Origin of the sequence: Lutibacter sp. (assembly GCF_033723435.1) — a bacterium.
Taxonomy (GTDB): Bacteria; Bacteroidota; Bacteroidia; order Flavobacteriales; family Flavobacteriaceae; genus Lutibacter.
Genome location: NZ_JAWVXC010000007.1, coordinates 115,143 through 135,590, shown reverse-complemented (window position 1 = coordinate 135,590; position 20,448 = coordinate 115,143). Strand labels below are relative to the sequence as shown.

The 20,448-nt window shown below is 28.7% G+C and carries 16 protein-coding genes; 12 read left to right on the top strand and 4 right to left on the bottom strand.

All coding sequences use genetic code 11. The annotated features are described in order from the left end of the window. The 6 genes from rnpA (at window position 1) to R3342_RS11320 (ending at window position 6,674) form a co-directional block, all read left to right on the top strand. Window positions 1-390, top strand: coding sequence for a ribonuclease P protein component (gene rnpA / locus R3342_RS11345; RefSeq protein ID WP_318940306.1), 390 nt, complete (start codon window positions 1-3; stop codon window positions 388-390). Further along, a complete protein-coding gene (locus R3342_RS11340; protein WP_318940304.1) occupies window positions 374-2,002 on the top strand; it encodes a S41 family peptidase in 1,629 nt (542 codons plus the stop codon). The genes rnpA and R3342_RS11340 overlap by 17 nt, the downstream gene beginning before the upstream one ends. 52 nt (window positions 2,003-2,054) lie before the next feature. Further along, window positions 2,055-3,743, top strand: coding sequence for a DUF6909 family protein (locus tag R3342_RS11335; protein WP_318940302.1), 1,689 nt, complete (start codon window positions 2,055-2,057; stop codon window positions 3,741-3,743). A 21-nt stretch (window positions 3,744-3,764) separates the two neighbouring features. Further along, window positions 3,765-4,343, top strand: a complete 579-nt coding sequence (locus R3342_RS11330) for a sugar transferase (RefSeq protein WP_318940300.1) — start codon at window positions 3,765-3,767, stop codon at window positions 4,341-4,343. A gap of 15 nt (window positions 4,344-4,358) precedes the next feature. Then, the gene (gene purD, locus R3342_RS11325; RefSeq protein WP_318940298.1) at window positions 4,359-5,630 is read left to right on the top strand and encodes a phosphoribosylamine--glycine ligase; all 1,272 of its coding nucleotides are present in this window, start codon (window positions 4,359-4,361) and stop codon (window positions 5,628-5,630) included. Window positions 5,631-5,849: 219 nt separating this feature from the next. Continuing rightward, window positions 5,850-6,674, top strand: coding sequence for a glycosyltransferase (locus R3342_RS11320; protein ID WP_318940297.1), 825 nt, complete (start codon window positions 5,850-5,852; stop codon window positions 6,672-6,674). On the opposite strand, the gene R3342_RS11315 is transcribed toward R3342_RS11320, so the two are convergent. Further along, a complete protein-coding gene (locus tag R3342_RS11315; RefSeq protein WP_318940295.1) occupies window positions 6,642-7,691 on the bottom strand; it encodes a sensor histidine kinase in 1,050 nt (349 codons plus the stop codon). The genes R3342_RS11320 and R3342_RS11315 overlap by 33 nt on opposite strands. Next, entirely contained in the window at window positions 7,681-8,379 is a 699-nt protein-coding gene (locus R3342_RS11310) for a response regulator transcription factor (RefSeq protein ID WP_318940294.1), read from the bottom strand. Before R3342_RS11310 ends, R3342_RS11315 begins: the two co-directional genes overlap by 11 nt. Window positions 8,380-8,606: 227 nt before the next feature. On the opposite strand from R3342_RS11310, the gene R3342_RS11305 reads away from it, so the two are divergent. Together R3342_RS11305 and R3342_RS11300 are read left to right on the top strand one after the other, a co-directional pair. Beyond that, window positions 8,607-9,419 carry a T9SS type A sorting domain-containing protein gene (locus tag R3342_RS11305; RefSeq protein WP_318940292.1) on the top strand — a complete coding sequence of 271 codons (813 nt, stop codon included), beginning with the start codon at window positions 8,607-8,609 and terminating at the stop codon, window positions 9,417-9,419. A 72-nt stretch (window positions 9,420-9,491) separates the two neighbouring features. Next, window positions 9,492-10,208 (top strand): 3'-5' exonuclease, encoded by a 717-nt coding sequence (locus tag R3342_RS11300; protein WP_318940290.1) that lies wholly within the window; start codon window positions 9,492-9,494, stop codon window positions 10,206-10,208. On the opposite strand, the gene R3342_RS11295 is transcribed toward R3342_RS11300, so the two are convergent. Then, window positions 10,205-12,064, bottom strand: a complete 1,860-nt coding sequence (locus R3342_RS11295; RefSeq protein ID WP_318940289.1) for an ABC-F family ATP-binding cassette domain-containing protein — start codon at window positions 12,062-12,064, stop codon at window positions 10,205-10,207. The genes R3342_RS11300 and R3342_RS11295 overlap by 4 nt on opposite strands. A gap of 82 nt (window positions 12,065-12,146) precedes the next feature. Continuing rightward, the gene (locus R3342_RS11290) at window positions 12,147-15,614 is read right to left on the bottom strand and encodes a M4 family metallopeptidase (protein WP_318940287.1); all 3,468 of its coding nucleotides are present in this window, start codon (window positions 15,612-15,614) and stop codon (window positions 12,147-12,149) included. Window positions 15,615-15,792: 178 nt separating this feature from the next. Between R3342_RS11290 and R3342_RS11285 the strand changes: the two genes are divergently transcribed. From R3342_RS11285 to R3342_RS11270, 4 genes are read left to right on the top strand one after another with little or no spacing between them, the layout of a single operon-like run. Next, entirely contained in the window at window positions 15,793-17,463 is a 1,671-nt protein-coding gene (locus tag R3342_RS11285) for an ABC transporter ATP-binding protein (protein WP_413468712.1), read from the top strand. Window positions 17,464-17,491: 28 nt separating this feature from the next. Continuing rightward, entirely contained in the window at window positions 17,492-18,448 is a 957-nt protein-coding gene (locus R3342_RS11280) for a hypothetical protein (RefSeq protein WP_318940284.1), read from the top strand. Continuing rightward, window positions 18,449-19,228: a DUF4292 domain-containing protein gene (locus R3342_RS11275; RefSeq protein ID WP_318940283.1), complete on the top strand. Its 780-nt coding sequence runs from the start codon at window positions 18,449-18,451 to the stop codon at window positions 19,226-19,228. Continuing rightward, window positions 19,228-20,448, top strand: coding sequence for a murein hydrolase activator EnvC family protein (locus R3342_RS11270; RefSeq protein WP_318940281.1), 1,221 nt, complete (start codon window positions 19,228-19,230; stop codon window positions 20,446-20,448). The genes R3342_RS11275 and R3342_RS11270 overlap by 1 nt, the downstream gene beginning before the upstream one ends.

The window sequence follows — 20,448 nt, the reverse complement described above, 5'->3', positions numbered from 1 at the left end:
ATGAGGTACACTTTAGGAAAAAAGGAAAAATTAAAAAGTAGTAAGCTTATAGAGCAACTTTTTAAAGAAGGTAAAAGAATTAATTCTAACGGAATTCAATTAATTTATTTAAAAGCAGAACATGGTGGAGATTTTCCTGTTAAAGTAGGTTTTTCCGTACCAAAACGTCAAACAAAATTAGCAGTTGATAGAAATAGATTGAAAAGAAAAATGCGAGAAGCATATCGAAAAAATAAATATGGTTTTGTAGATAATATTTCAAAACAATTTATATTTATGTTTATTTACACTTCAAAAGAAGAAATAAGTTATCACAATATTGAGGAAATTTTTTTAAAAATTCAATCGAAATTTGTAGCTAAAAACAAAGAAAATGAAACGCAAAATTAAAAAAATAGCTATTGGCTTTATAATTATTACTTCACTATTAGTTAGTGTAGGATATCAATCGGATTTTTTTGAAATTGCCAAACAAATTGATATTTATACTACACTTTTTAAAGAATTGAATATACATTATGTGGATGAGGTAAATCCTGCAAAACTTACCAATAATGCCATAAATAATATGCTTAAAAACTTGGATCCTTACACGAGATATTATGATGAACAAGGTGTTGAAGATGCTAGAATTGCTTCAATGGGTGAATATGGAGGAATTGGAGTAGTTACTAAATTTATAAATAAAAGCATTTTAATTGAAGATGTGATTAAAAATTCACCAGCTCAAAAAGCGAATTTAAAACCAGGAGATAAAATTTTAAAAATAGATGAAACTTTTGTCAAAGATTTTCAGGCAGAAGGAGCCTCATCATTACTAAACGGATTGCCAAACACTAAGATAAATCTTCAAATAGAACGGCAAAATAGAACTTTTGATGTAACATTAACACGTAAAAAAATTAGTATTAATCCAGTTCCATATTACACTATGGTAACTAAAACTATTGGTTATATTTCTTTTACAAAATTCAATCAAAAAGCAGCATCAGAAGTAAAAAAAGCTATGCTTGATTTAAAAGATCAAGGGATGCAACAGTTAATTATTGATGTTAGAAATAATCCTGGAGGCTTGTTAAATGAAGCAGTTAAAATCACTAATTTTTTTATACCGAAAGATAAAATTGTAGTAACTACTAAAGCTAAAACGGAACAATGGAGCGAAACGTTTAAAACGTATAACGATCCTATTGACACAAGTATTCCGTTGATAATTTTGGTTAATAATCATTCAGCTTCGGCTTCAGAAATACTTGCAGGATCATTACAGGATTATGATAGAGCAGTAATTATTGGAAATCGATCTTTTGGAAAAGGTTTAGTACAACGGTACAGAGAATTACCTTATGGAACTCAAATGAAATTAACTATTTCAAAATATTATACGCCAAGTGGAAGATGCATTCAAGAACTAGATTATACCAATAGAGATGATAAAGGAAATGTTCCTAAATTTTCGGATGCAGGAAGAAAATCTTATAAAACCGAAAAGGGAAGAACGGTTTATGGAGGTGGCGGTATTTTACCTGATGTAGATTTAAAACAGCAAGAACTAAATAAAACTACGGAAACGCTATTTAATTCAGAAGCATTTTTTAATTATGCTACTCAATATTTTTACAAAAACAATTCTATAAAAAATCCTTTAGAATTTAGATTAAAAGAAAGCGATTTTAACAATCTAATGGCGTATTTAAACAATCATAATGAAGCCTTTAAAACCAAAACGGAAGAACAATTATTAAAGGTGAAAAAAGAAGCAAATGAAGACGATTTATCCGGAAATTTTAATACAGTTTTTAAATCTATTAAAACTGAAAAATTGAATAATTTAGCTAAAGATAAAGCAGCAATACTAAATAAATTAGAAGAAAATATTATTCAAAGATATTTTTATGATGAAGGTGTTTTTCAACATAAAATTAAATTTGATCAAGAAATAGCCAAAGCAGTTTCCGTTTTAGACAATCCTAATCAATATAAAAAAATACTTGAAAACTAAGATGACAAACAACAAAGTAAGTTATTGTATCTTTGAAAATTAAAATAATTACATGGAACATTTAAAAATAAAAGGAAGAACAAGAGCTCAAGAATCATCTAATGCTATTGAGCGATTATATATATCAATGCGCCATTTATTCAGTAGAGGGTTTTATAAACCTGTTGGAGTTTCAGGAGAAGCTTTACGTGAAGCACTTTTGCTATTACGACCAGAAATTTATGGCTCTATTGGCGAAGAAAAAGTAGAACTAAATGGATTATTATATGTAATGGAAAGACTTCCATTTGGAATTGAAGAATGTCGATTTATAAATTTAACCGCAGATGAAGGATATTCAAACTCCCATTTTAAACCTATAATTCCAGCAAAAAGAAGAAGAATTTGCTTTAGAATTGATAAAGACCAAATGAATATTGAGGTAACAAGAGGAAGATCAGAAATATATGATATATTAACACATCTTACTTTTTTATTCATTGAATCCTACAAAATAGCAAACAAAGTACTTGTAAATGATGGAGGTGAAGTTATTAGAGAATGGTTGAAATTAGAAGAAGTTGTACTTTATAATAAAAAATTATCTCGTGATGAAAGAGATATCATGTTAGCATACTTAGCTACTATTTTAGGAAGATCATTTAAAGAAGTTCAGACAACTCATGCTAGTTTAGCAGGAAAAAATAATCCAGATCGTTTTTTTCAAATTATTTACTGGCTAGGTTTTGTAGCAATTAATGAAAAAACTAAAAATTTAAAAAGATCCATAACATTTAGCCCTGTATTAAGAGAGAGAATTGGACATCATGTTTATGGTGAAATTTGGGCTAACAACATTAAAAAAGAGCTTGACAAACAAAATTTATTAAAACGACCAATTCATATAATTAGCGCAAATATGCACAGTGTAATGAACACCATTTACGCGCCTTTAATATTGCCTAATCTTATAGAAGAAGATAATAGTATTTCTATTTTTGAAACCTTAAGTCTTGATGAAAACGAAGATTTAAGAAAATTAGTAAAAGATTTTGCTTCAAAAAACGGACTTACTTATATAAAAGATAATTCAGGAACCAATATCAATGTTCAAATTATTGATACCGAAAAAATAGATATTTCAAAAACAAAATTTGAATTTCAAAATTCGTTAGAAAACGATGAAAAACCAGTTATAATTGTAATGGACTATGCTTTTGGTGAGCAAGCTTATGAGACTATGGACGAACTTTTGAAGCCATATATTTGCGATAAAAACAAAAATTACCATTTACAAGTAGAATCCGTTTCAATTATGGGAAAAGCAGGGATTTTAGATGGAGATAAAGGTGATATTATGATTCCAACTTCACATATTTTTGAAGGAACAGCAGATAATTACCCTTTTAAAAATTGTCTTAAAAAAAGAATGTTTGAAGATTCTGGGGTTAAAGTATATTCAGGATCGATGATTACTGTTTTAGGAACTTCACTTCAAAATAAAGATATTTTAAACTTTTTCCATAAATCTACATGGAAAGTGATTGGGCTAGAAATGGAAGGGGTTCATTACCAAAAAGCTATTCAAGCAGCCTCAAAAATTAGAGGAAATATATCTAATAAAGTAAAAGTCAGGTATGCATATTACGCTTCAGATAATCCATTAAAAACAGGTAGTACTTTGGCTTCAGGAGGCTTAGGAACCACAGGTGTTTTACCAACTTATGTTATTACTGAAAAAATATTAGAACAAATTTTTTAAACAAAAAAAGGTGTTAATTACATGCTTGGTAAACGGATTTTTGATATAATATTTTCGGTGTTAGTTTGTGTTTTTGTGCTTAGTTGGTTAACTCCTTTAATTGCAATAATTATTTTTTTAGAATCTGGTGAAAATATTTTTTTTACACAAGAAAGAATTGGCAGATTCGGAAAACCGTTTACTATCTATAAATTTAAAAGTATGAAAGGTGTTCCCCCAGTAAATGATCCACTGTTATCCAACGATGAAAAAAACAGGATTACAAAGTTTGGAAAATTTATGCGAGCTTATAGAATTGATGAATTTCCACAATTTGTAAATGTTCTTTTAGGGGAAATGAGTATTGTAGGCCCAAGACCTGAGCGTCAACAATTTTTAGACAAAGTAATTGCTAAAATACCTAAGTATAAAGAAATGCAGCAGTTAAAACCAGGAATTACTTCTATTGGGCAGATAAAATATGGTTATGCAGATAACACCTCACAAATGTTAAAAAGAGCTAGATACGATTTAATTTATTTAGATAATTTAAGTTATTGGACCGATTTTAAAGTTATTTTTGACACTATAAAAGTAGTTTTTAAAGGAACAGGAAAATAAAAAGTTTGTAAAAATATGAATGTTTTAATTTTAGGATCAGGCGGAAGAGAACATGCTATAGCGTGGAAAATAAATCAAAGTAATTTATTAAAAAAATTATATATAGCTCCAGGAAATGCAGGTACTGCAGAGGTTGGAACAAATTTAAATATACAACCAACTAACTTTAGTGAAATTAGACAAGCAGTAATTCAATATAAAATATCTTTAGTTATTGTTGGTCCAGAAGATCCGTTAGTAAAAGGTATTCATGATTATTTTTTAGCAGATGAAATATTGAAAGATGTTAAAGTAATTGGTCCTCAAAAATTAGCTGCTCAGCTAGAAGGGAGTAAAGAATTTGCTAAAAAGTTTATGGTAAAACATAATATTCCTACTGCAAAATATGAAAGTTTTACTGTGGAAAGTTTAGAAGAAGGATATGAATTTTTAGAAACCTTAAAAGCTCCTTATGTTCTTAAAGCAGATGGTTTAGCCGCAGGAAAAGGCGTACTTATTTTATCGGATTTACAAAAAGCCAAAGACGAATTAAAAGAAATGTTATCCAATCAAAAATTTGGAAATGCAAGTTCTAAAGTAGTTATTGAAGAGTTTTTAGACGGAATAGAACTTAGTTGTTTTGTGCTTACTGATGGAACTAACTATGTAAATTTACCTCATGCAAAAGATTATAAACGAATTGGAGAAGGTGATACAGGTTTAAATACAGGAGGAATGGGTGCAATTTCTCCAGTGCCATTTGCTTCAAAAGAATTTCTAGATAAAGTTGAAAAACAAGTTATTATACCTACAATTAATGGTCTGAAAAAAGACAAAATTCCGTATAAAGGATTTATCTTTTTTGGATTAATTATGGTTAATAATGAACCTAAAGTTATTGAATATAATTGCAGAATGGGAGATCCAGAAACAGAAGTTGTAATTCCAAGAATTAAAAGTGATTTATTAGAATTATTTATTGCAACGGGAGAAAATAAATTAAACACAAAAAAAATAGAATTCACCTCAGAAAGCGCTGCTACGGTAATGTTAGTTTCTGGAGGTTACCCTGAAGCTTATGAAAAAGGAAAAGAAATAAAAGGAATTTCAGCAGTAGAAAATTCTATAATATTTCAAGCAGGTACAACTTTTAATAATGATAAAGTGGTGACAAATGGAGGGCGAGTTTTAGCAGTTACTTCTTATGGCGAAAATTTTAAAGAAGCTTTAAATAAATCGTATCAAAATATTGAAAAAATACATTTTGATAAATTGAATTTTAGAAAAGATATTGGTTTTGACTTGTAAAAAAAAATTCTTGTTGCTCCGTTAAATTGGGGTTTAGGACATGCAACTCGATGTATTCCTGTAATAAACGCTTTAATTAAAGCTAATTTCACACCAATTATTGCAAGTGATGGTAATGCCTTAGAATTTTTAAAGAAAGAATTTCCTACGCTTAAAACATTTAATTTACCTAGTTATAACATAAACTATTCTAAAAACAGTAAGCTATTTAAGTTTCACTTGCTATTAAAAACTCCAGCAATAATTTCTGCAGTTGTAAAGGAGAGAAAAATTGTATCCGATTTAATTGAAAAAGAATCTATTTCAGGTATTATTTCAGATAATCGATTTGGAGTTTATTCTAATAAAATTCCATCGGTTTATATTACGCATCAATTAAATGTTTTATCTGGAAATACTACAAGGATAACTTCTAAAATTCATCAATATTTAATTAAAAAATTTGATGTATGTTGGGTGCCTGATGTTGCCACAAAATATAATTTATCAGGAGAATTATCTAATATAAAACCTAATAAAATAAAGACAAAATATATAGGAATTTTAAGTAGGTTTAAATACAAAGAAATTCCTAAAAAACACACTATTTTAGTATTATTATCTGGCGTTGAACCTCAAAGAACTTTGTTTGAAAATAAGTTAATAAAAGAGCTCTCCAATTTTAAAGGAAACGTTTTATTGGTTAGAGGAATATTAAATGAATCTAAAATTAAAACGCCTTCTAATTTTACTGTTGTTAATTACTTGTTAGCGAATGAATTAGAAAAAGCAATATTGCAAAGTACTTTAGTTATTGCGCGTTCGGGCTATTCTACTATAATGGATTTGGCAGTTTTAAACGCTAACGTTTTGTTTGTGCCAACACCTAAACAATTTGAGCAGGAATATTTAGCAAAACATCTATTTTTAGAATATAAAATTCCTTTTTTTACACAAGATGATTTTAAATTTGAGGATATTAAAAATTTTGAAGCTAAAGGGAAATTTAAGAAATATACAGAGTCATTTCCTTTAGATCTTTTCTACCTTTTCCAAAGTAAATGAAAATTCAGAACCTTTTTTATAGTCGCTTTTTACAAATATAGATTCATCATGAGCTTCAACAATATGTTTTACAATAGATAATCCTAATCCAGAACCTCCTTGTTCTCTAGATCTACTTTTATCTACGCGATAAAAGCGTTCAAATAACCTTTCTTGATGTCGTTTTTCAATACCTTCTCCATTATCAGCTACTTTAACTAACACCTTATTTTGATTATAATTTTCTATGGAAACAATGGTTGCTCCGTTTAGTTTTCCATATTTAATAGAGTTTACCAGCAGGTTAGTTAAAACTTGTTCTATACGTTCTATATCTCCAATAACCATAACAGGATACTCATAATTTTTATCAAAACGCAATACAATATCACGTTTTTTAGCTTTCATTTCAAGCAGTTCAAAAACTTCTTGTATTAATTCAATAATATTAAAAGGCTGCTTATTTAAAGTTAAATCTGAAGATTCTAACTTTGAAATTAAATCTAAATCTTTAACAATAGCAATTAAACGCTCTACACCTTTATTTGCTCTTTGAATATATTTTTCTCTAATTAATTTGTCGTTTAAAGCGCCATCTGCAAGCGTTAATAAATAACCTTGAACCGTAAATAAAGGTGTTTTAAGTTCATGAGAAACATTTCCTAAAAATTCTTTTCTGTAATTTTCTCTAAGGTTTAAACGTTTAATTTGTGCTTGTTTGTTTTCGGCAAATTTTTCTACATCTCTTGAAAGCGAATCCATATCTGAAGTGATAGGAGTTTTATTTACATCTGAAGCGTCTAAAATAGAAACTTCATTATATATTTTTTTTATACGCTGGTATATAAATTTTTCTAAACGATATTGAATAACAACGAATACAGAAATGAAAAATATAACAAAAAAAAGCACCAAAAACTTTAGGTTTAAAGGTGTTTTTAATAATAAAAAATCAATAATATAATATAAGATTATTGAAAATATGGTCAAGTATAAAGAGGTCCAAAAAGCAAATGCGTATGTTTTTTTAATCTTCATTAATTATAAATTTATAGCCGACACCTTTTACGGTTTTAAAATTTTTATCGCCTATTTTTTCTCTTAATTTACGAATATGTACATCAATAGTTCTTCCACCAACAACCACTTCATTTCCCCAAACTTTATCTAAAATATCGTCACGTTTAAATACTTTCCCAGGTTTTGAAGCTAAAAGCGAAAAAAGTTCAAATTCTTTTCTAGGCAAGGTGAGTTTTTCTCCATTTTTTATTACAACATATTCCTCTCTATCAATAATAATATTTCCTATACTTACTTTTTCATTAGACTCTGTTGTTTTTTCAATTTTAATTCTTCTAAGCAAAGCTTTAATTTTACTTACTAATACTTTTGGTTTAATAGGTTTAGTAATGTAATCATCAGCGCCAACATTATAACCAGCTACCTGAGAGTAATCTTCGCCACGAGCAGTAAAAAATGTAATTAATACATTTTCTAATCCCTTGGTACTTCTAATTTTTTCACAAGCATCAATACCGTCCATTTCTGGCATCATAATGTCTAAAATAATTAAATGTGGAGTAATTTTTTTTGCAATTTTAACAGCTTCAATTCCGTTTTTAGCTGTAAATATTTGATAACCTTCATTTTTCAAATTATAACCTACAATTTCTAAAATATCAGGTTCGTCATCCACTAATAGTATTTTAACTTCAGAATTTTTCATATAAAATATTATAATATTCAAAAGTAATCAATAATTGCTAAAACAAAGTTATAACTGCATATTACTTAAATAAATAACAATTACATAACTTTAAACTTACACTTTATTAAAGGTTCTTTACCGTTTGTTAATTAAACACAATATTTTAACAAAATTAACGTTAGGCCTCAATTTTTGTGGTTTTTATTTGATAATTTTGATAGTATATTAATATAAAAATATTTTCTATGAAAAAACTTTACTTTTTATTTATTACTTTTTTTATAACTTCTATGAGCTTTGGACAAGTTAATGTAGGAGATATAATTATTACAGAAATCATGCAGAATCCTAGTGCCGTGTTGGATTCCAATGGAGAATATTTTGAAGTGTATAACACTACGGCTTCTCCAATTGATATGAATGGATGGATTATTAAAGATTTAGGTAGTGATTCTCATACAATCTCATCATCGCTAATAGTTCCAGCTAATGGATATGCTATTTTAGGGATAAATGGTGATTCAGGAACAAATGGCGGAGTTACTGTAAATTATGTTTATTCAGGTATTACATTAGCGAATGGAGCTGATGAGTTATTATTAGTGGATACAGTTGGAACAACCATTGATGAGGTTGATTGGGATGGAGGTCCAAATTTTCCTGACCCAAATGGGGCTAGTATGGAGTTAGCGACAGACAAATACAATGCTACAGATAACGATACTGGCTCAAATTGGGGGGTAGCTGTAACAACATTTGGAGCAGGAGATAAAGGAACACCAGGGGCTGTTAATGATTTTACTTTAGGAATTGTAAAAAACCAAATAGCAGGTTTTGCAATGTATCCGAATCCGGTAAGCAATGGTAAATTTGTTATTACCTCTAATAACGGAGCTAATAAACAAGTGGAAATTTATTCTATGATTGGAAAACAAGTGTACAGTAAAACGGTTAAAGCAAACGAAACTATTGATGTTTCTAATTTAAACCGAGGAATTTATTTATTACGCGTTAAAGAAGAGGATAAAATAGCTACTAGAAAATTAATAGTAAACTAATTTAATATTTAATATTTTTAAAAAGCATCTCAATTTTGAGATGCTTTTTTTATTATATTTATCTAAAAAACTATGAATACCAAAATAAACTTTGAAAACATATTGTTTTTAGATATTGAAACCGTTCCTGAAGTAGAGGATTTTGAAGATTTATCGGAAACTAAACAAGAACTATTTGCTTTAAAAACCCAATACCAACGAAAAGAAGAAATAACACCAAATGAATTTTATGAACGTGCTGGTATTTGGGCAGAATTCGGTAAAATTATTTGTATTTCTGTTGGATTTTTCACCAATTTTAACACGAATAACAGAGTGTTTAGGGTTACTTCTTTTTATGGTGATGAAGCTAAAATTTTAATCGATTTCAAAAATTTATTAGACACTCATTATAATAAGCCATATCACTTATTATGTGCTCATAACGGTAAAGAATTTGATTTTCCTTATATAGCGCGCAGAATGATAATTAATCAAATAAAATTGCCAGAAAAATTAAATTTATTTGGTAAAAAACCATGGGAAATAGCACATTTAGATACTATGGAATTATGGAAATTTGGCGATTATAAACATTTTACATCTTTAAAATTATTAACACATATTTTAGGAATTACATCTCCTAAAGATGATATTAATGGAAGCGAAGTTGCGGCTGTTTATTACAAAGAAAAGAATATAGATAGAATTGTTACCTATTGCGAAAAAGATGTTATTGCCGTTGCTCAATTATTGTTGAGGTTTAATAATGAAGCTTTATTAGAAGATATTCAAATAATGCACGTTTAACTTTCTAATTTAGAGGAAAGTTCAAACCAGCGTTCTTCTTTTTCTGAAATTTTAGTGATAATTTCTTGCAACTCAATAGATTTTTTATTGATATCTTCATTGGCTATTGCATTGGTTGCAAACAAGTTTTCAATAATTGCTTTTTGAGTTTCTAAAGTATTTATTTCTTTTTCTATTTTTTCAAATTCTCGTTGTTCGTTGTATGATAGTTTTGCTTTGTTTGAAGTTTTTTCTTTTACTATATTTTTTTTAGTTGTTGCAGGTTCAATTTTCGGATTTGAATCTTCATAAACTCTGTAATCTGTATAGTTTCCTGGAAAATCTTCAACTTCACCGTTTCCTTTAAATACAAATAAATGATCTACAATTTTATCCATAAAATAGCGATCATGGGAAACTACTAAAAGACAACCTGGAAAGTCTAATAAAAAGTTTTCTAATACATTTAAAGTAACAATATCTAAATCGTTAGTTGGCTCATCTAAAATTAAAAAATTAGGATTTTGAATTAAAACAGTACATAAATATAGACGCTTTTTTTCGCCTCCACTAAGTTTTTCAACAAAATCATATTGACGTTTTCTGCTAAACATAAAACGTTCTAATAATTGTCCTGCAGAAATTTTTCTGCCTTTAGTTAGCGGAATATACTCGCCATATTCTTTAATAACTTCAATTACTTTTTGTTGAGGTTTTATTTCAATGCCATCTTGTGTGTAATATCCAAATTTAATAGTTTCACCAACAACAACTTTTCCAGCATCTACAGGTAAATTTTGTGTAATGATATTTAAAAAAGTAGACTTTCCACTTCCGTTCTTCCCGATAATTCCAATTCGTTCTCCTCGTTTAAAAACGTAGTTAAATTGATCTAAAATTTTTGTTTCTTCAAAAGATTTAGAAATATTATGAAGTTCTAATATTTTAGAACCCATGCGTTCCATATTAATTTCTAGTTGAATTTTATGATTGCTTCTTCTTTTATGTGCTTCTTCTTTTATAACATAAAAATCATCAATTCTAGATTTGGATTTGGTGGTTCTAGCTTTTGGCTGTCTTCTCATCCAATCTAATTCTTTTTTAAATAAGTTTTTAGCTTTATCAACACTTGCTTGTTCTACAGCTAAACGTTCTTCTTTTTTTTGTAAAAAATAACTATAATTTCCTTTGTAAGAATATAAATTACCTTGATCTAACTCTATAATTTCATTACAAACTCGCTCTAAAAAATAGCGATCATGAGTTACCATAAATAAGGTAATTTTTTCCTTTTTAAAATAGCTTTCCAACCATTCAATCATTTCTAAATCTAAATGATTTGTAGGTTCATCTAAAATTAATAAATCAGGTTTATGAATTAAAACAATTGCTAAAGCAAGTCTTTTTCGTTGTCCCCCAGATAAAGAACTAATGGTTTGTGATAAATCTTCAAGTTTTAATTTAAATAATATTTGTTTATACTGAGTTTCAAAATCCCAAGCATTATGTTGCTCCATTTTCTCAAACGCAGCCTGATATTCTCTTTCATTAGATGGATTTTTTAATGCTTTTTCATAAGTCTCAATTATTTTTAAAGTTGGATTGTCAGAATCAAATATGCTTTCTTCAATAGTTAAATTACTGTTTAAATCATCTTCTTGCGATAAATATGCAATTTTCAATCCTTTTCTAACAATTACTTGGCCAGTATCAGGTGTGTCTAAACCAGCAATAATATTTAGCATAGAAGTTTTACCTGTTCCGTTTTTTGCAATAAATGCAATTTTTTGCTCTTTATTTATGCCAAAAGAAATATCGCTAAAAAGCGTTAATTCTCCATAAGATTTTGAAATATTTTCAACGGAAACGTAATTCATATGCTGTTAAAATTTTACACAAAACTACATAAAAAAACTCGGGAAAATTTTCCCGAGTTTTAAAGTGAAATGATATTGAAATTTATTGTTTAATAAATTTGGTTGTAATTAATTTTTGACCATCATTAACTTCTAAGAAATAAACATCAGGTTTTAAATCAGAAACGTTGATGTTATCTCTTGATCCTTTTCCGGTTTTTATTACTTGACCAAGTCTATTCGTAATTTTATAGCTTATATTTTGGCTTTTATTCAATTTAACCTGAACATAAGCTTTTGTTGGATTTGGATAGACTTTCAAGTCTGGTTCTGTTTCGTATCCTAATTTATCAGAAGGAACAAACGCAACAGAAGTATTATTAAACGCTAAAGGAGTATTGCTTATGTTTACAGTGTAATCTTCAACTTCTCCATAAGAAAAAGTTTCACAAGCAGTTTGAGCAGAATTATATTTCATAGAAACACGCATTCTAGTTTGTCCTAATAGAGCACTAGTTGGTATGGTAACTGTTGCGGATAAGTTTGTTGAGCTAGAAGAAGAACCTGAAGCTATTTTTTCTGTATCTGCAAAAGTACCATCTTGGTTGTAATCTATCCAAATAGCCCAGTATTCAGTATAAGAAGTACCACTAAATCCAGCGCTTATTAATAACTGATTAGAACTACCTGTAACCACATTAGCGGTAAGTGAAGTGTAATCGGCATAACCTCCGTTATTTCCTGTACTGTTTGTCATTCCTCCAAAAGAAACATAGTCAATCCATTCATAAGAAGAATTACTTCCTTTAGATGCACAATAAGTAACTTGGTTATTTGAAGTAGTTACATTTACTGCATTACTAGCAACAGATATATTTCCTGCTGCATCTTTTGCTTTAACAGTAAAATTATAGGAAGTTCCTGCGTTTAAACCAGTAACTTGATAGGTAGTTCCAGTAGTAGAAGTTACTAAACTTGCTCCTTGATATACATCATAACCAGTAACTCCAACATTGTCTGTTGCTCCACTCCAAGATAAATTCACACTACTATTAGTTATTGTACTAGCAGTTAAAGTTGGCGCAGTTGGCGCTTGTGTATCTGGAGCAATGGTTGTTATTGATGCCGTATTACTAGCAACAGATATATTTCCTGCCGCATCTTTAGCTTTAACAGTAAAATTATAGGAAGTTCCTGCGTTTAAACCAGTAACTTGATAGGTAGTTCCAGTAGTAGAAGTTAGTAAACTAGCACCTTGATATACATCATAACCAGTAACTCCAACATTATCAGTTGCTCCACTCCAAGATAAATCTACAGTAGTTTGAGTAATATTATTTGCAGTTAAAGTTGCAGCAGTTGGCGCTTGTGTATCTGGAGTAGCATCTATTAAAACAACAGTATAATCTTCAACTTCGCCATAAGAAAAAGTTTCACAAGCAGTAGGAACTCCATTATATTTCATAGAAACACGCATAGTTGTAGATCCAGTTACTGCTGTTGCAGGAACCGTAAAACTTCCACTTACTGGAGTAGTTTTGGAAGCTGCCTTTGAGAAAACTTGCTCTCCAGCATCACCAAAATCACCATTATGATTAAAATCAATCCAAACACTATAACCTTCACTATAAACAGTACCAGTCCAAGTAGGCGTAATAGTTATTGTTGCAACATCTCCTTTATTTAAATCTGTTGATATAGAAGTATGATCACTATATCCATTTCCAGAACCAGAAGTATTATCTATAGTTCCTAATTGTACTCTACCAATATATTCATCGGTTACTGTATTTCCTTGAGAAGTACAATAAGTGATAGATGTATCGCCATATTTTTTCCCAATACCTACAGCATAAAAAGCATCTGTAGTTGCAATTGCCTCAGGAGAACCAACACCATATAAGTCTTCTGCAGATTGAATACCTGAAGTTCTTGCATCTGCATAAGTTGAGTTTGCGGATAAGTAAACACTTTCTAATCTAAACGCTATTTGAGCAGCTTTGTCAATTCCTATACCAGTAACTGAGTACGTGCTACCAATATCATTTGTTCCAGATTTACCAACAGATAAAATGTAAAACCAGTGGTTTAAAACTCCAGAATTAGTATGTACACCACAATAATCATTAGTTTGTGTTGGAGTACAATTTACACTAACCCAATTAGTTCCTCCATAAGTATCTGGTTGACCTTCAGCTTTAGGGTCACTCATGGATCTTAAAGAAGCGCTTGTTGTTCTTCTTTCAATATCTTCACCAATTAACCAAGTAGATTTTTCAGGAGCTGCATAATATTCTACAGCCGCGGCCCAAATATCTGAAAAAGCTTCATTCATTGCTCCAGATTCTTTTTGATAAGCTAAATTAGCAGTGTTTGTACAAACTGCATGACCAATTTCGTGAGCAGCAACATCTAATGAGGTAAGAATATCAAAATAACCGTTACCAACAGTTCCGTCAGAACTACCATCACCATAAGTCATTCTAGATCCATCCCAAAAAGCATTATCGTATGCAACATCATAGTGAACGTAACTATTAATAGCTGCTCCTGCATTATCAAAGCTGTTTCTTCCATGTTTGTTAAGCCAATAATCGTAAGTCATTTCAGCTCCCCAATGAGCATCTAATGCTCCATTATCTTTAGCGGTATTATCCCACTCTGTGGAAGTCCAATTATTATCATTATCTGAAAAATTAACTGCGGCATTATAGTTAGTTCCTGTATTTAAATCATATGTATTAATACCATTACCTCTGGTATTATCACTCATAATATAGGAACCTCCGCTTAAGGTAGTTTCAATACTTCTAGTTCCACTATATCTAGTTGCTGCATTACCAGCTACTAATATTTTATCTGCACTTTTTGTGGTTTTATTTGTATGAGGCTCATCCAAATTAGCATTTGCAAGTTTGTCTGCATGTTTAATAATTGCATTATAGAGTAATATTTCACCATTTTGAGCGTCTACATAAACATAACCTCTACTTATAGGATTAGTTGCATAAATGTCAAATTTATAGGCTAATTTATTTTCTTTTTTATTAATAATATAACCAGGTAATATTACAAGTTCTCCTTGAGGTTTAGAATAATTTATAACCTCGGCATTTTTAGGATTTTCCCATAAATAGGATTTTGCTCCTATATTTGAAATAGCTTTTTGAAATGCTATGCTTTTTGAAAGTTTAGGAGTGGTTTTTAAGTCTTTAATTTCATAAAATTCGCCTGAAAGAGATTTTATTTCTCCATTTTTTATGTGTAATGTAGGCTTAGCAAAATCAACTTTAACATTATTATAGAATTGTTGATATTTTTCGTGTGTAAATCCTAATTTATCTTTTTCACTTTTAGCAAAAATTAATTTGTCTTTAGGTTTAAGATTTAATTGTTCTTTAAATAACAGTTGCTTTTGATCAGTTTTGTAAACTTTATCAATTTTTTTCTTTAAATGATTAGGCTTTGCATTGTTTTTTTGTTCTTTCTCTTGAGCATTAATATGCCCTATAAATAAGGGAAAGATGAAAAAAAGCAATAACAATTTTTTTGAAATGTAGTTTTGTTTCATATTAAGTAAATTTTAAAGGTTTGATTGAAAATTTGTTAAATCAGGTTCAAACATATAAAAAATTTGTTAAAAAAATAAATAAATAACCATTTATTATTAAAAACACGCGTTTTATCATAAAAAAAAGACCATTTGTTTTAAAAATATACAATTACGTTTAAATGATTATTTTTGAATGATGGAAGCTATTCTTAGCATAAAAAATTTAAGTATTGCATTTGAATCTGATAATGTGGTTAATGATATTTCATTTGAATTAAACAAGCAACAAATACTTGGTGTTGTTGGGGAATCAGGAAGTGGAAAGTCGGTTACTTTTTTAGCAGTTTTAAATTTGCTTACTAAAAAAGCGGTTTTTAACGGAACTATTATTTTTGATAAACAAAATTTAGCAGAAATAACTGAAAAAGATTTTCAAAAAATACGAGGAAATCAAATATCCATGATTTTTCAGGAGCCAATGAGCTCTTTAAATCCTAGTTTAACTTGTGGTTTTCAGGTTGTTGAAATTTTAAAAAAGCATAAAAAAATATCTGATAGAAATGCTAAAAAGGAAGTGATAGAGCTTTTTAATAAAGTAAAATTACCACGTGCTAATGAAATTTTTAATCAGTATCCACATCAAATTTCAGGCGGACAACAACAACGCGTAATGATAGCTATGGCTATTGCTTGTAAGCCTACTATTTTAATAGCTGATGAGCCTACTACAGCATTAGATGTTACGGTTCAAAAAGAAATAATAGCATTGTTAAAAGAACTGCAACAAGAAACCCAAATGAGTATTGTTTTTATTAGTCATGACTTAAGTTTGGTTTCGGAAATTGCAGATGATGTTTTGGTAATGTATAAAGGCGAAATTGTGGAACAAGGTAACGCTAAGGAAATTTTTAAAAACCCTTCACATAATTATACAAAAGCGCTTATAAACTCTAAACCAAGTTTAACAAAAAGACTTAAAAAATTGCCAACAGTTGTCGATTTTATGAGTGAAAATATACAAATGGATGAGTATTCAGCCATAGAGAGAGAAGAATTTCATCAAAAAATTTATAACCAAAAACCATTATTAGAAATAAAAAATATTGCTACTTATTTTAATACAGAAAAACAATTTTTATTTAAAAAAAATAATATTGTAAAAGCGGTGGATGGTGTTACTTTTAATGTTTATGAAGGGGAAACATTAGGTTTGGTTGGCGAATCTGGTTGTGGTAAAACTACCTTAGGACGAACTATTTTGCATCTTGAAAAAGCGACCAAAGGGACTATTTTTTATAAACAAAATGACATAACTGCTTTATCTAAAATTAAACTGAAAGCGCTAAGAAAAGAAGTTCAAATAATTTTTCAAGATCCATTTTCAAGTTTAAATCCAAGAATTCCCGTAGGAAAAGCAATTATGGAACCTATGAAAGTTCATGGTAATTTTAAAAATAATAAGGAATGTAAAGAAGAAGCTTTACAAATTTTACAAAAAGTAGGTTTAAGTGAGGAACATTTTTATAAATATCCGCATGAGTTTTCAGGAGGACAACGACAACGTATAGGAATTGCCAGAACTATTGCATTACGTCCTAAATTAATTATTTGTGACGAATCGGTTTCGGCATTAGATGTTTCTGTTCAGGCGCAAGTTTTAAATTTATTAAATTCTTTAAAAGAAGAATTTGGATTCACCTATATTTTTATCTCCCATGATTTAGCAGTTGTTAAATATATGTCCGACCAATTAGTGGTTATGAATCAAGGCAAAATAGAAGAAATAGGAGATGCAGATGCAGTTTATAAAAATCCAAAATCTAATTATACTAAAAAATTAATTGAAGCAATACCTAAAGGAATTTAATAGCATAAGTTGTATATTGCCACCTTATATGAAAAGCAATTATTTACATACTATTATTCTTGGTTTTTTAGTGCTAAATATTGGAGGATTATTTGCTCAAAATACGAAGTTGACTGAAGAAAATAATCAGGCATTTCAAACTAGTTTTTTTGAAGCTTTAAAACAAAAAGCGATAAAAAATTATCCTAAAGCTATTGAAAGTTTAGAAAAATGTTACCAAATAGATACTAGTAACACAGCGGTTCAATTTGAACTTTCTAAAAATTACTTTCTTTTAAAAAAATACTACGAATCGGAAATATTTATTAAAAAAGCACTTTATAAAAAACCTTCAAATATTTATTTACTACTACAAGAAGTTGCTATTTTTAAAGCGAATCAAAATTTTGAGAAAGCTATTAAAATTCAGAAAAAAATTGTAAAGTTGCAACCAAGTTTAAGTAACGATTTAGTTTTATTGTACATACTAAATAAAAACTTTGACGAAGCTAATAAACTTATAATTGAAATAGAAAACAAGGCATTATCTAATTCTAAAACTAAAGGTTTAGAAAGGTACTTAAAAAGTAAAACTCAACCTTTAACTTTAAAACAAAATACAGATAAAATAGAAGGAGAGAACTCAAGTTTAAATAGTTTAATAAATAATTATAACCAAACTAAGAACTATAAAACATTGGTAAAAATTATAAATAGTTATATTGAAAACAATCAAAATGAAACATTATTTTCCATAACTAAAAGCGAACTTGATTTATTTCCTACTCAACCTTTTTTGTATTACGCTAACGGATTAGCATTAACTAATTTAAAAAAATATAATGAAGCAGTGGCAGTATTAATAATTGGCATTGATTTTGTTATAGATAATCCGCCGTTAAAAATTAAATTTTATGACATGTTAGTAACGTGTTATACCGCAATAAATCAACCTAAAGAAGCCCAAAAATATAAACAAAAAGCATCGGTTTTAAGAAAAGAATAGATGAAGAAAACATATTTAATAGCCACTTTACTTTTAATAATTTTATCCTCTTGTAAAACAAAGCAAATTATAAGTAAGTCTGCAAAAAGAACAGCTGTTCTTTCTGCAAAAAGTATTATTCATAATTACGAAACCAATAAATTTCATCAAAAAACGGTATCAGCAAGATTAAAAGCTAAATACAATAGTAATAAAATAAATACTTCAATAATTATAAAGTTACGATTAGAAAAAGACAAAACTATTTGGATGAGCGCCACCAAGCTTGGAATACCAATAGCTAAAATAATTATAACACCATTTAAAGTTAGGTATTATGAAAAAATTAATAAAGTCTATTTTGAAGGAAGTTTAGCATCACTAACAAAAGATATTGGTAAAAAATTAGATTTTAAAGAGCTTCAAAATGTTTTATTAGGCCAAGCGGTATTAAATTTAAAAAGAGGGAAATATATTTCTAGAGTAGTTGATAATAAATACCAGCTTTCTTCCAAAAAGAACAAAGATTTTTATACTATTTTGTTTTTATTAAATCCGGATAATTTTAAGTTAAATAAGCAAGAAATTCGTAATTTAGGCAAAGATCAAAAAGCATCAATTACGTATCCAAGTTATAATAATATTGAAGGAGAGCAATTTCCATCTGCAATTAATATAATGGCAAATGACGGACAAAAAAAGTTTTCCCTTTTTATGAATTATAGCCAAGTAGTATTTAATAAAAGCTTAAGATTTCCGTTTAAAATACCTAAAGGATACAAAAAAATTAAGTTACCATAATGCGATTATATTTAAAATATATACTTCTTTTTGTTATACTACTTTCAGGTACTTTTAGTTTTGCTCAAAAGTCTAAAAGAAAAGTTTTAGAGGCTAGGAGAATTCAATTGCAAAAAGATAAAGTTTATATAAATGCATTACTTTCTAATAATAAAAGAAAGAAAAAAAACTTATTGAATGATGTAAAAGATTTAAATGATAAAATTAAAACACGAAAAAATTTAATAAACGCTATAAATAGTGAAGCAAATGAATTAGGTAATGAAATTTACTTAAATCAGCTTGAAATTAACAAAAATACGAGAGAATTAGAAGCGCTTAAAAAGGATTATGGTAATATGATTTATAGATCCTATAAAAGTAAATCACAGAATAGTAGATTAATGTTTTTGCTATCTTCCGATAATTTTTTTCAGGCATACAAAAGGTTTCAATATATGAAACAGTATGCTAATTACAGAAAACAACAAGGAGAAATTATTCAGAAGAAAACTATAGAAATTCAACAACTTAATGACACCTTAAAGCTTAAAAAAGAACAAAAATTAACGTTATTAAATAGTAAAAAAGAAGAGCAAATTATTATAGAAAAAGAGCAAAAAGAACAAATAAATTTATTAGCTCAGGTTAAAAAGAAAGAAAACAAATACAAAAGGCAAATTCAACAATTTCAAAAAGAAGAACGAAGAATAAACAATCAAATTAATAAAATTATTAGTGATGCTATTGCAGCATCCAATAAAAAATCTGGAAAAGAAAAATCGGCAACAGAGTTTACCTTAACTGCCGAAGCCAAAGCGTTAGCCTCAAAATTTGAGTTAAATAAAGGAAAATTGCCTTGGCCAGTTGAAAGAGGATACGTGTCTACTTATTACGGAAAACAACCTCATCCAATAGTTAAAACTGCAACCATTCAAAGTAATGGAGTCAGAATTACAACAGAAAAAGGTAGTGTTGCCCGTGCAGTTTTTGAAGGAAAAGTATTAGCTGTTCAAGTAATGACTGGTAATAAAAAGGCAGTTTTAATACAACACGGAAATTATATTACGGTTTATAAAAACTTAGAAAACGTATTAGTTAGCCCAGGTGATGATGTAAAAACTAAGCAAAAACTAGGAACTATTTTTACAGATAAAATTACTGGAAAAACCATTCTAGGATTCTTACTTTCTAAAAATACCAAAACTCAAAACCCGTCTAACTGGATTTATAGGATGTAG